Origin of the sequence: Hymenobacter translucens, from assembly GCF_020685205.1 — a bacterium.
Classification (GTDB): Bacteria; Bacteroidota; Bacteroidia; order Cytophagales; family Hymenobacteraceae; genus Hymenobacter; species Hymenobacter translucens.
In genome coordinates, this window is sequence record NZ_JAJERB010000004.1 from 446,625 (window position 1) to 459,892 (window position 13,268).

Below are 13,268 nucleotides of genomic sequence, written 5' to 3' on the forward strand. Positions count from 1 at the left end.
GGAGTCCAGCAGTTGGCACCCGCCTGATCGTCCGGAGATTTCCTGCTCAAACCACCGCTTATCCTAGCCGGTACCACAAGTCAGGTCCTCCCTCATCGAACGCGACCCCGCCCTGGTTGTATACCCAGGCCACGGTGGTAAATGGTTATGCGCACCCCTTGCGAGTGCATTGTTGGTTCGAAGGTGACGAGCGGGAACAGCCGCCTTTACATGCTACGGTATCCAGCTGATCTTCAGCTTACCGCACTACTTCCAGCCAGCCCTTGGCGGAACCGTCGGGGGTGAACAGGTGAAAGTAGTAAATGCCCTCAGCTAAGCCGGCAGCGGTCCAGTCGTTCCGGTAAGCGGCTGTTTCATACACCAGCCGGCCCCATTTCGAAAACACTTTAAGCGTGGGCGGCTCGCAGCTCAGCTGCTGCACGAATGTGTCGTTGCGGCCGTCTCCGTTAGGGGTGATAATATTGGGCAGGGGCTGGGGCGCTGCGATGGTAAAGGAGCCGTACTCTACCTGGCTGGCACAGGTGAGGCCGTACCGGGCGGTGAGGGTTGGCGTGTAGGTTCCCGGCTGCCGGTAGGTGTGCCGGACCTGCAAAACGTAGCTACTTGCCGAATACGTGGTGTCGGTTCCGTCGCCGAAGTTCCAGGTATAGGTTCCGATTCCGTACGCGGTCGGAGGAAACGTAATCGTGAAAGGAGCCACTCCCCTAAAGTCCGGGTTAAAGACGCAACGGGGTAAGTCAAGGTCTTTGAAAACGTTGCCGGCCTGCGGCACGAGCGTCACCTTGCGGATATCCTGGGCGGTGCAGCCATTGGCCGCCGTGTAGGTGTAGTACAGAAAATTGTCGCTCGGGCCCGAAACGAGGCGCAGGACGGCAGCCGGGTCAAACACGCCGGCGCTGCTCACGCCCCGCCCGCTCCAGGTGCCCCCGGTGGGCGAGGCGCCGCGCAGCTGGAAAGGTGCCGCCGGCATACCACACAGCACCGTATCCGGTCCTGCCTGCACGATGGGCGCGGGAAGCACCGTAACCGTCCGGGTTCCGGTTCCGCACTGGGTGCTGTTTAAAAAGGAATAGGTGATGGTGTGCTGACCCGGTCCGGCCTGCCGGGGCCAGAAAAGATTGCCCGAAACCCCAGGGCCAGAGAAAACTCCACCCGCGGGCAGGGCACTCAGCAGCACGGAGTTGGGCTGGTTTTCGCACAGAGCGGCCGCATCTGCAACCGTAATGACGGGCATAGTAGGCGGCAGCACCTTAATAGGTAGTGAGCGGGTCGGGTTGGAGCAGGAGGCGCCCGGCGGGGGCGAATAGGTGAGGGCGTTCAGGCCGATGATGCCCAGGCTCGGCGTGAAATAGTAAAGCCCGCCCGTTAGGGTTACCCCGGGCCCGCTCCAGGTGCCGCCCGCCGGACTACCACCCAACACCCGGGGCTCCGAATCCCTGCAAAGCGTAATTTCCGGTAAAGCGCCCGTGGCTTCGCCCGTAAGCTCGATCTTCAGCGCAACATCGTTGCAGTCCCCCCCGGATTGATTCGTCTGCGAGTAGTAACGGGCCCCGGATGGCATTGGAAACTGCCGACCCGTGCAGCCCCCGCAGACTGACTGATACAGGATTCCGTTTCCATCAAACCGGCTGTCCCCATGCCGGTGATTGCCTCCGTAAAAGGAGGAAATGGTTGTTTCGAGCGCCACGGCCTCCTGGCTGAGGCGAAAGACGATGATGCCGCTGCCCACGTAGATCCGTTCACAGTCATCCAGCCCCAGAGCGCTTACACCCAGTACGGTGCTTGCCGGATCAACCGGATTGCCAAACCGGGTAAGAAAGAAGCTTTGGCGCAGGTCGGGGCTAAGCTTTTGCAGGAATGTAGTGCCTCCCGGGGTTGTAAAGCGACCAGGTGAAATGGGCGTCAGGTGGGAGGTGTATCCCAGCACAAAGACGTTGGAAGCGCGGTCGAGCTGGATAAACTGCGCCCGGTCCGGGCCGGTAAAGCCGAGCCGACAGGAATTCTGCAGCGCTTGGCCGCTAGCGCTGAGGCGGGCCACAAAGCCGTCGGTGTTGCCGGTGCCTGGCGGTTGGTAGGCGCCGGCCGTGACGGGAAAGTCCGGGCTGCTGGTGCTGCCGCACACGTACACGTTGCGGGCTGCATCCAGCTGAAGCGCGTAGGCGGCATCTGCATCATTGCCGCCCAGAAATGTGCTCCACTGCAGCGTGCGCAGGTCTGCACTGAGCTTACACACAACGGCATCCGACGGGCCGCCCCGAAAGGTGGTGGCATAGGACCCCGCCGTCATGGCAAAATTCGAGCTGTTGGTGTGAGAGGCCAGCACCACGTTGTTGTCGCCATCAACGGCTATGTCGCCCGTGTAGAGACCAGCTCCACTCGTTATTCCTTCGTTGCCCGCGCCGCCCAGGAAAGTAGCGGCCCGCAGGGCATTGCCACCCGCGCTCAGCCGGGCCACGAACAGGTCTGAGCCATTCGCATACTTCAGATAGGCATCACCGGGACTGATTGCCTGCCCGCCGTTAAACGTCGGATCAAAGCAGCCCGCAGTCGTGGGAAAGTCGGTGGAGCTGGTAGTACCAAACACGACGAGCTCGTTGTTGCCGTCGACCACGAGGCGGTGCGGGGAGTCGGCGGAGCGTCCACCCAGATACGTGGCGTAGATCCGGGCCGCCTGCCCGCTGACCTGGGTGTTGTACTTGATAATGCCGACGTCAATACCATTACTGTAAGTCTGGTCGTAGGCACCCATAGAAACCGGGTAGCCCTGACCAAACGCCAGGCTGGCCGAATACAGGTTGCCCTGCGCATCGTAGGTGGCCGTAACGCCCCAGTTGTCGGCAGTAGAGCCGCTGTAAGTCGCAAATACCACTGTGGGGTCGATGGTGAGGGCTAGGCGCGGGTCGTAGGAGCCGAGCTGAAAGCGCACCACGTTGCCGGCCAGCTCGTAGGCACACGGTACCGGGTGGCGCCGCCCGTCGGCGCCGGTTTGCCAGGCCCGGGGCGCCAGCTCGGTTACGGTGCCCACACTCGTCTCAATCAGGAGCTGCTGGTTGTGAAGCCGCAGCCGGGTGGCTCCCTCGTAGCGCAGCTGAATAGCCTCGGGGCTGGCGCCGGGCTGCACCAGAAAGTCATATTCCAGGTTGCTCTGCTGGTTTTCGTACACTACGGCCTCAATGCCCGGGTACAGGTTCGGATAGCGCACCCGCCGGAAAGCCGGTACGTCGTGGGCCCACCGGGTGGGGTCGGCACCCAGAAAGTAGTTATACCGAACCGACAGGGGCATTTCCGCAACCGGCGTAGTGGGCTGACTGCCGGCAAAGGTCATGGAGTACGCGTGGCAGCGCAGCAGAGAGGCCTGGCTGGTATGGCCCCTGGCAGAGTCGACGGGCATCGTTCGGGGGTCGAATAGGGCATAGGTAAACCCACTGGACTCGAGAAAGAGACGTCCGCTCGTCAGCGCCGCGCTGAACTGTGCCTTCGCATCCCATTGCCCCTGGTTCTGAATGAACTCCACCGTCTGAGGAGGTGACCCGGAGGCCAGGAGCGAGGTGCGGGTCAGCAGCAGAAACGCCAAGAGCAGGAGGGCTTTTTTCAGATACAGCATAGGGTAGGGCATTCGGCGGCTTCTCTGCATGTTCCGGATCAGCCGGAAAGATGGGGCAGCAGCAGCCGAATATGCTCCGAACTATCCGCCGGATCCGACTTTTGTTTTCCGGGATATGTGAGGTATGCGCCTGAGCAATAGTTGGTTGTCTGATAATTTATCTGACTTTTGCTTTGCACCACTACTTTGGGTTATTCCCCTCGGATCCAGGGTCGGGCTCTGGTTTGTTGGTTTCATGCAGCACAGGCAGCAAAAAGCCCCGGCATACGACGCTGCCGGGGCTTTTTGCTGCCTGAGTTACGGATAGGTTTCGGGCTTCTGGTAGATAGTAGCCGCTGCCTGCTCTAGGGCTTAGTTCTCTTTATCGACCGGTGCCTCCACCTTGCCCCGCTCCGATACCACGGCATCAATGGCCAGCTGCAGAATGTGGCTGCGCACGCTCAGGTCGCTTATTTTGTTGTTGCGCCGGGTCGGGTTTACGCGGTTAGACAGGAAGATGACCGTCAGGTCGTATTGCGGGTCCACCCAGAAATAGGTGCCGGTAAAGCCGGTGTGGCCGAAGCTGCTCTGGCTGGCATTTTTGGCCGAGTTTACCGATGGGTTGGCCGCGGGCCGGTCGAAGCCCAGGGCGCGGCGGTTGTCGGGGCAGAACTGGCACTTGGTGTACTCGGCCACGGTTTCGGGCTTGAGCAGCTGCTGCCCGCCGTACTTGCCGTTCCAGGCGTAGAGCTGCACCAGCTTGGCCAGGTCGTTGGCGTTGCCGAACAGGCCGGCATGGCCGGAAAGCCCGCCCAGCAGCGCGGCGCCTTCGTCGTGCACGGTGCCGTGGAGCTGGCTGCGCCGGAACAGCGAATCGTACTCGGTGGGGGCAATGCGGGCCAGCGGAAAGCGCCGGGTCGGGTTGTAGCCCAGTGTCGTGGCGCCCAGGGGCCGGTAGATTTCCTCGGTCACGAACTGCCCGATGTTCCGGCCCGCGGCCGACTGCACAAACTGTGGATACATGATAAACGACAGGTCGGAGTACACGTAGCCGGGCTTCTCGTTGAGCGGCGACTCGGCAATGGCCTTGGTAATCAGCTCCGGGAAGTTCTTGCGGGCCCACAGGCCATTAGCCGCCTGGAGCGGGAAGCGGGCCGAGGAGTCGGCGCGGAAGTAGCGGCGGCGCAGGGTGCCGTCCTTGCGGGTGTAGTCTTTCCAGAACGGAATCCAGGACTTCAGCCGGGCCTGGTGGGTGAGTACGTCGCGCAGCTTCAGGTCCTGCTTGTTGGAGCCCATAAAGGCCGGGAACAGCTGGCCCAGCGTCAGGTCGGGGTTAAACTTGCCCTGGTCCTGCAGCTTCATCAGCGCCGGCAGCGCGGCCGATACTTTGGTTACCGAAGCCAGGTCGTAGAGGTCGGTGTTGCGCACCGGGCGGCTGGGCCGGCCGGCCTGGGCGGGGGCATCGGCAAAGGAGTGAGTGCCGTAGCTTTTGCGCAGCACCACCGTGCCCTTGCGGGCAATGACGACCTCGCAGCCCGGAAAGGCCCGGGCGGCCAGCGCCTGATTGACCAGGGAGTCAACCCGGGCTTCGAGGCTGTTGCTCATGCCTACGGCCTCGGGGAAGCTATAGCGCAGTCGCATGCCACCGGTGGTCGTGAGGCCCACGCCCTGGCGGTACTTGTCCGTAACGGTAACCGGCAGCTTGCCGCTGGCCCCGATGCCGCCGAAAATCACCTGGGCGGTCAGCTCCTGGGCATTGCGGCTTTCCTGATAGGCCAGCACCGTCGCATCGGCCCGGTCGAGGTCCCGCACCTTCGCCACGGCGTAGGCGCTGCCGAACACGCTCACCACCATCCGCTGACCCTGGCCCACCAGCTCATGCAGCAGCACGTTGGTTTCGGGCGTCACGCCGAAGTTGGTGGCGGGCAGGCGGCCCAGGTTGTTGAGGCCCACCAGCACCAGGTTGTAGGGCTTGAGCGCGGCCCGCATGGCCGTCAGCTCGTCGAGCGTGGGCGCGGCGGCCAGCCAGAAGTGCCGGGCCGGGGCGTAGTCGGCCACCATGCGCTGAAAGTCGGTCGTGTCCTTGGTGCCGATGGTGAGCGTGGCGATGCGCAGGGTGTCGAGGCGCTGCAGGGGTAGCAGGGTACGCTGGTTGCGCAGCACCGTGATGGACAGCTCGCTCAGCCGCTGGCTCAGGTACTGGGTGTGAGGCGTGTTCAGGTCCCGGTAGAGCGTCTTGAGCTCGATGGGACGGTACTTGTCGAGGCCCGACCACTGCTTCAGGGCCAGCACCTTGCGGCAGCGACGGTCAATTTCCTCCTGGGAGATCTGGCCTCTGTTGATGGCCTCCCGGATCATCTTCAACGCCAGCGGAATGTTTTTGGAGAACTCCAGGATGTCGTTGCCGGCCAGCAGGGCCCGCAGATCGGCCTCGCCGGGCGGAAACATATTGATGACGCCCTTCATGTTCATGGCATCGGTGAAGATGACGCCCTGAAAGCCCATCCGCTCTTTCACCATGCCCGTGACAATCGGCCGGGAGAGGGTGGAGGGGACGCCAGTGCTGTCGAGGGCCGGAATGTTGAGGTGGGCAATCATGATGCCGCCCAGGCCCCGCCGCATCAGGTCGCGGAACGGAAACAACTCCAGCGTGTCGATGCGACGCTTGTCGAGCCGCAGCAGGGGCAGGGCCAGGTGGGAGTCGGTATCGGTGTCGCCGTGGCCGGGGAAGTGCTTGGCCACAGCCAGCACGCCGTGGTCCTGCATGCCCTTCATGTACTGGTAGCTCTTGGCCGTCACGTTTTCGCGGTTCTCGCCCCAGCTGCGGAAGCCGATGACGGGGTTGGCGGCGTTGTTGTTCACGTCGACCACCGGAGCAAAGTTGACGTGCATGCCCAGGCGCTTGAACTGCCGGGCCACTTCCTCGCCCATGTCGTAGATCAGGCTGTTGTCGCGTACCCCGCCCATGCTCATCTGGTATGGAAAGCGCACCACGCTGTCGAGGCGCATGCCCACGCCCCACTCGGCATCCATAGCCACCAGCAGCGGCACTTTGGCCTGGCTCTGGTAGCGGTTCAGCAGCTTGCTTTGTCGCACCGGCCCGCCCTGGAAGAAAATCAGCCCGCCAATGCCGTACTGCTGAATCAGGGCAGACACGGAGTCCTCGTCGATGCGCTTGCGGTTGGAGTAGGCCGCCACCATGAACAGCTGCGCCACCCGCTGGTCGGGCGTGAGCGTGGCCATCACCGAATCAACCCAGCGGGAGCTGGTTTGCTGGGCGGCAAACGGTACGGGCGAAGCGGCCGGCCTGCTTAGGCGGAGCGCAGTGGCCGGCTTGGTGGTAGTTGGTTTCTTGAGGGCGGGCTTGCGCTGGGCCTGAAGCGTCAGGGGCGAAGCCACGAACAGCAGCAACAGCAGCAGAAGGGAGCGGGAGGTCGACAAAGCAGATGCGGAATTGGGTGAGGAAGGCAAAAATACACCAGTTGCCGCAGCATCGCGTCAGCAGTGTGGGCGGCGCGGCTATTCCGTCGTTTCGGCGGCATCTTTCTGAGCAGAGGATGAATTAACCGGGCCCCCTCCTCTGCCTGGCGGGGCTTCAAGCCTAAGCAGGCAGGCCCAGCAGGTAGAGCTTGTTGGCCCGGCCCGTAATCCGGCCTTTCTCCCAGTGGTAGCCTTCCGTCGGCAGCCCCTCGAGCAGCAGGTCGAGGTCGGCCAGGGTGTAGGTGCGGGCGTTGGACACGGCCCCGTCCCAGGCAAAGCACACCGGCACAATGGGCAGCAGGTACGTGAAAACGAACTGCCGCCAGGTCAGGGGCCGCACGAACGGAGTCAGCAGAAAGCTCATCAGGAAAATAGCCGGCAGGGAAATCCACCAGAGGGGCGTGGGCAGGCTGTTGTCGCTGAGTTCGAAGATGCAGATGGGCTGCCGGCCTGCCTGGGCGTCCTGCAGAATCCGGCGGGCCGTAACCGGATTCATGTGGTGGAAGCTGCCCACCATGGTTCGCACCCCGGTTAACTCCGGACTTACGCTCGTGGCATCAACCGAATCGAGGGCGTAGGAAAGACCGGGAATGCAGCTTTGGTTGAGTTGAGCGGCAACCTCGCGGTTCGGATACAGGTCGGTCAGCACCAGCTCGAGCTCGGGATGGGCCCCGGCTGCTTGCAGCTGCTCAAACACAGCGGGCATCGGCCCGCCGCTGCCCGAGCACAGATCCACAATGGCCGGGCGGGGCGAAGCCGCCAGCGCCCGGCTCAGCAGGACGGTCAGCTCATCGGCCGAGCCCAGGGCGCGGTGCATCACCACAATCAGCTTGGTGAGGCAGGTCCGGATCCAGTTCGGGAACCACGGAAAGTCTTCCAGCTCAAACAGGTGAATTCGTTTCATGCAGCGGGGCGTTGGGGCCCCAAAGGTGGCTTGGGGCAATCAGTTATGCCAGCTTCTGACTGTTTCTTTCTGTCACAGGTGCGGGTTGTTTGCTTTGCCCGCCGCTTTACGTTCCTGCGGATAGTCCCTGCGGCCGGGCAATTTCTGGCCGGATTTTTTCTTGGCCCGCTCTGCCCGGGCCGCCGGCCCGGGCTACTTTTGCCCGTCCGGTATATGCTTCGGGCAAAATCCTCGTTCTTGAGAAGCCAACCGGCCGTTTACCTTATTCCATTCCTATGCGTTCCTTCCTTTCTGCGTTTCACTTCCGGCTCGGCCTGCTGCTGGTTTTGCTGGCCATTGGTTTCTCTGCCCAGGCCCAGTACAAAGTGCGCGGCGTAGCCCTCGACAAGGATACCAATGAGCCCGTGCCCTTCGTCAGCATTGGCGTGCAGGGCACTACCATTGGTACGGCCTCCAACGCCAACGGCGAGTTTGTGCTGAACCTGCCCTCCTTGCCCCAGACCCTGATTTTTGCGGAAATCGGCCACGTGCGCGACACCGTCCGGGTGACCAGCGTCGACCAGCCCCTGACGGTGAAGATGGCCTCGGCAACCATTGCCCTGCCCGAGGTGAAGGTGGCCAGCTACGCCTACCAGCTCGTGGACCGGGCCTTCCGGCAGATGCAGCGCAACTACAGCCAGAAGTTCTACGGCAAGGCCTTCTACCGCCAGGTTACCCGCATCGGCAACAGCCCTACCGAGCTGCAGGAAATGGTCTGGAACGTGAAGTCCAACAACGCGCGCATCGAGGGCACGTCGATGGCCCAGGGGCGCTTCGCGGCGGTTTCCTCGCTTATGGACTTCACCAACTTCTCGCTCTACACCAAGTCCTACGGCCTCTACGACGAGCGGGCCGACAGCACCAAGTCCCTGGCCCTGCTCAGCCCCAACGTGGTGAAAAACTATCTCGTCGAGCTGGTGGGCATCGTGGAGAAAGGGCAGGGCGGCGTGGCGGAGCTCTCGTTCCAGACCCGGCCCGAGCTGAAAAGCCGGAGCCAGGGTACCATCTGGATCGACATCGACACCTACAAGGTGATGCGCTACCAGATGACCTCACCCAACTTCCCGCTCAGTACCAACAACCCGACTTTCAAGTTCAAGAACACCCAGCTGGAAGTAGAGATGGTATTTCAGGATACGCCCAAGGCGGCTTCCCCGATTGACTACATGAAGGTGAACCTCACCACCGACCTGACCCGGCCTTCCAAGCCCGACACCAAGCTCGACGTGTCCTCCTTCACGTTCTTCTTCGACACCAGCGAAACGCCCGTGGGCGCCACCTATGCCCGGGTCACGTCAACCGAAAAAGACCGGGAATCCATCAACAAAACCAAGTACGACCCGGAATTCTGGGCCAATAACCCGGTGGTGAAGCGCACTCCGCTGGAAGACGAGGTCATTCAGTCGTTTGAGAAAAAGGGGGCCTTCGGCACGATGGTGAAGCCCAAGAAAGCTGCATCCCCGGGCTCGGTTCGGGTTCCGTAGCCTGACCGAAACCCAGTGAAAAAGCCCCGGCGTTACGGCCGGGGCTTTTTTGTGGAGCCGGTGGCGGGCAGAATAAGGGAATGGGAGAGGAATGCTATTTTTGAAATTCGCGCTTCCGGCTGCCTCACCGCTCTTATCCGTTTTCCCGTGCTAAACCTGTCCTTCCTGCCCCGAACTGCTGGCTTCGCTCCGGCCCTGAGTTGTCTCCGCATCCTGGCCTTGAGCGTGGGCCTGCTGGCCGGACTCTCCGGCCAGCAGGCAGCGTATGGGCAGCAGGTCGGCGCCGGCGCGGCCTATTCGGTTGCCATCCGCGCCGACGGCACGCTCTGGACCTGGGGCGACAACCGGTACGAGTCGGGCTGGAGTGATGAGAAAGACAAAGTTGAGCCGCCGGTAGCCCTGCTTAGCGGCACCACCTGGCAAGCCCTGGGCGCGGGCGAAACCCACACCCTGGCCGTGCGGACCGATGGTACGCTCTGGGGCTGGGGGCAAAATCAGCGGGGACAGGTCGGCAACAATACGACCAGCTACCGCCCGACTCCCACGCAGCTGGGCTCGGCTACGAACTGGCGTAGCGTAGCCGCCGGTGCAGCTCATTCACTGGCGGTGCGCGCCGACGGGACTCTCTGGACCTGGGGCGATAATCAGAAAGGGCAGCTCGGCGACCCCACGGTTAATCGGGCTTCCAGCCATGCTGGCGAAATACAGCCCAAACCCGCCGCCAGGGGTAAGACAACCAACGCGAAGCCGGCGGCCAGTCCGCCCCTGGTCAACAAAGCGTATCGGGCTGTGCCGGCGCAGGTCGGCGTGGCTACCTGGCAAAGCGTAGCGGCGGGCGGCACCTACTCGCTCGGGGTGCAAACCAACGGCACGCTGTGGGCCTGGGGCTCCAACCCGGAGCTGGTAGCCGACGATCAGGAGCAATGGGGCTTTCCCGGCGGGCAGGAGCCGAAGCCGGAGCTTGCCGTTCCCGTCCGGGTTGGCAGCGCTACAACGTGGCAGCGCATCGACGCGGGAAGCAACCATGCCCTGGCCCTGCGGCAGGATGGTACGCTCTGGGCCTGGGGCAACAATCAGGCGGGGCAACTGGGTACGGGCACCAACACCTTTGCCAAAGAGCCGGTGCAGGTTGGCACGGGTACCACCTGGCAAAGCATCGCGGCGGGGGAAAGCTTCTCCCTGGCAGTACGGGCCGACGGCACGCTCTGGGCCTGGGGCAACATTGCGTATCATAAGCCGGGGACACCCGGAAATGACTGGACAACCCCAACCCAGATTGGCACGGCGACCACCTGGGCCACGGTAGCCGCCGGCTCCAAGCACGCCGTGGCGACGCAGACCGATGGCACCATCTGGTCCTGGGGCGACAACGGCGGCGGGCAGTTGGGTCATCAACCTTCCACTCACGTTTCAGACAGCAGAGTTGGCACCTCACCGGAGTTAATTACCGAGCTCAGCCCGAAAGCCCGCTAACGGCTTATTCAGGCTGAGCTCGTAGTAAACAAGCAGCTCCCGGCAGTGGCGCCGGGAGCTGCTTGTTGGAAGACCTAAGCGTAAGACTACTGGCCCCCTTTCTGGTCGCCACCGGCCGTGGACTGGCGGGTGGTGCGGCCTTCGCCCTGGACGGGAGCGGGGGAGCCATTGTCCGGCGTATTGGAAGGGACCGGAGAAGGCTGGTTCACGTTGCCGTGGTTCACGCCGGAGTTCACGTTCTGGCGCTGGTCGGCAGCCGAGCCGGTACCGATGGGCTCATAGGCCTCGTCGCCGCCGTTTACGCTGTCGGCGTTAACTTCCATGCTGGTAGCGGGGGGAGCGTCGGAAAAGTCGTTGACATTCTGCCGGTCCTGGCCGGGGGTGCCGGCCCGGTCGCAGGCGGCCAGGGTTGCCGAAGCGCCCAGCACGACGGCGAGCAGTAAGCGCTGCGTCAGTTTCATAGGAGTTGGTATTGAGGTTGAAAAATAGTGCGGAAGTTCCCTATACGGGAAGCGGCGGGCAAAAGCCGAAGCCGGCCGCGCTTACCTTTACGCCATGCCCGTCCCAGCCCTGATGAACTGGAGCGGGGGCAAAGATTCCGCCCTCGCCCTCTACCACGCCCTGCGCGACCCCCGCTACCAAGTCAGTCACCTGCTTACCAGCGTGAATGCCCACTTCGAGCGGGTTTCGATGCACGGAGTCCGGCTGCCCCTGCTCGAAGCCCAGGCCCGGCGCATCGGCCTGCCCCTGGTGCAGCTGCGGTTGCCCGAGATGCCCGGCATGGCCGAATACGAGCTGCAGATGCAGACCACGTTGGACCCGCTGGTGCGGGCGGGAGTCCGGCATTCCATCTTCGGCGACATTTTTCTGGAAGACCTGCGCGCCTACCGGGAGGAGCAGCTGTCCCGGCTCGGAATGCAGGCGGTATTTCCGCTCTGGCAGCGCCCCGGGGCCGACATCCTGCGCGAATACCTCGACCTGGGCTTCCGGGCCGTGGTCGTCTGCGTCAACGACCAGCACCTCGACGCCAGCTTCTGCGGCCGCCTGCTCGACCGGGAGTTTCTACGCGACCTGCCCCCGGGCGTGGACCCCTGCGGTGAAAACGGCGAATACCACAGCTTTATCTTCGATGCTCCATACTTCAGCTCCCCCATCGGCTTTGAGCGGGGCGAGCTGGTGCGCCGGACCTATCAGCCGGCCAGAGCGGGTTCAGGGGCTGACGACGTTCCCGACCCGTTTCAGGCCGGATTCTGGTACTGCGACCTGCTGCCCGTAGAGGGTAATTAAGAATTGGTTCGGGAGCATCTGCCCGATATTTTCCTTAAACAACCAACAACCAACAACCAACTCACCCCGCCTCCCAGCGCCCGTTCTGAAACCGGCAGTTGGTGGCTGCGCCCCCCTCACGGAGCACCCAGTTGCCGGGCCGGCCCAGCCAGCTCAGCGTGCCGTCGGGCCCCGCCACGTGGGCAAAGTCCAGGGAGCAGACGTCAATGCTGGCGGGCTCCACGCGGTTTACTACCAGATGCTCCACGTACTGCAGCTCCAGCTTTTCCTCGTCGATGCAGCGTGGGTGCAGGGCCAGGTTATGGGCCGGACTGGGCATGGCGGCCGACGGATACAGCAGCCCGTCGAAGGCCTCACCGAGCTGGCAGGCTTCGGCAATGGCCGCCGACAGCCGGTAGTGGTGCTCCTGCCCGGGTCCGGCTGCGCGCGTAAAGGCGCTGGTCAGAAACTCAGCCAGGGGCCGGACGTGGTCGGGCAGCTGATTCAGGGCTTCGCACAGCGACTGTTCCCGGTCGGCGTGGGGGTCGTCGGCGCATACGTCGGCGTAGCCAAAAGAACTAATGCGCAGCGGCGTCCGGGTTTTCCAGCGGGTGATGACAATCTTATCGCCCCGCTTTACGCCAGCCTCGAAAAACGGCGGGTGCCAGGTGGCGCTGCAGTAGAACATGGGCGAGCCCGCGCGGTTGGCCCGCTGGTCGTGCTGCACCCGGTCGGCAGGCGGGTACGACACCTCGCTCAGGCGGGCGGGCAGCTCCTCACAGGGAATGCCGCGGTACAGCAGCAGACCAGGCGCAAACGCGATGCTGCGCAGGGTCTGTCCTTCCAGCAGGGCCCGAATCCGGGGCAACAGGTCTTCCACGGAATGCTCCCGCAGGTCAAGCTCCTCCAGGGCCCGGATTTGCTGTTCGACGTTGTTAGTAGTATCCGAGGGGTGGGAAGCGGAACGCATGAAGCGAATCGGGAATTAAAGCAAGGGGATTGGGGCGGATTACGGATAGGATAAAAGCAGAGCAGGAAC

The 13,268-nt window shown here is 63.1% G+C and carries 8 protein-coding genes; 3 read left to right on the plus strand and 5 right to left on the minus strand.

Annotation, left to right across the window (positions count from 1 at the left end; translation table 11 throughout):
* Window positions 1–238 precede the first annotated feature (238 nt).
* From LJY25_RS12010 to LJY25_RS12020, 3 genes are all read right to left on the minus strand, one after another.
* Window positions 239–3,604 carry a DUF7948 domain-containing protein gene (locus LJY25_RS12010; RefSeq protein WP_227608585.1) on the minus strand — a complete coding sequence of 1,122 codons (3,366 nt, stop codon included), beginning with the start codon at window positions 3,602–3,604 and terminating at the stop codon, window positions 239–241.
* A gap of 351 nt (window positions 3,605–3,955) precedes the next feature.
* A complete protein-coding gene (locus LJY25_RS12015; protein WP_227608586.1) occupies window positions 3,956–7,024 on the minus strand; it encodes a glycoside hydrolase family 3 N-terminal domain-containing protein in 3,069 nt (1,022 codons plus the stop codon).
* A 160-nt stretch (window positions 7,025–7,184) separates the two neighbouring features.
* Complete coding sequence (locus LJY25_RS12020; protein ID WP_227608587.1) at window positions 7,185–7,967, minus strand: hypothetical protein; 783 nt, start codon at window positions 7,965–7,967, stop codon at window positions 7,185–7,187.
* A 275-nt stretch (window positions 7,968–8,242) separates the two neighbouring features.
* Here LJY25_RS12020 and LJY25_RS12025 point away from each other — a divergent pair, with 275 nt between their 5' ends.
* Together LJY25_RS12025 and LJY25_RS12030 are read left to right on the plus strand one after the other, a co-directional pair.
* On the plus strand, window positions 8,243–9,490 hold the full coding sequence (locus LJY25_RS12025) for a carboxypeptidase-like regulatory domain-containing protein (protein ID WP_227608588.1): 1,248 nt from the start codon (window positions 8,243–8,245) through the stop codon (window positions 9,488–9,490).
* Window positions 9,491–9,637: 147 nt separating this feature from the next.
* Window positions 9,638–10,963, plus strand: a complete 1,326-nt coding sequence (locus LJY25_RS12030; protein WP_227608589.1) for an RCC1 domain-containing protein — start codon at window positions 9,638–9,640, stop codon at window positions 10,961–10,963.
* Window positions 10,964–11,049: 86 nt separating this feature from the next.
* On the opposite strand, the gene LJY25_RS12035 is transcribed toward LJY25_RS12030, so the two are convergent.
* Window positions 11,050–11,424, minus strand: coding sequence for a hypothetical protein (locus LJY25_RS12035; RefSeq protein WP_227608590.1), 375 nt, complete (start codon window positions 11,422–11,424; stop codon window positions 11,050–11,052).
* Between the two features lie 94 nt (window positions 11,425–11,518).
* Here LJY25_RS12035 and LJY25_RS12040 point away from each other — a divergent pair, with 94 nt between their 5' ends.
* On the plus strand, window positions 11,519–12,250 hold the full coding sequence (locus LJY25_RS12040; protein ID WP_227608591.1) for a Dph6-related ATP pyrophosphatase: 732 nt from the start codon (window positions 11,519–11,521) through the stop codon (window positions 12,248–12,250).
* A 61-nt stretch (window positions 12,251–12,311) separates the two neighbouring features.
* Here the strand turns inward: LJY25_RS12040 and LJY25_RS12045 are convergent, their stop codons facing one another.
* On the minus strand, window positions 12,312–13,199 hold the full coding sequence (locus tag LJY25_RS12045) for an RES domain-containing protein (protein ID WP_227608592.1): 888 nt from the start codon (window positions 13,197–13,199) through the stop codon (window positions 12,312–12,314).
* Window positions 13,200–13,268 lie beyond the last annotated feature (69 nt).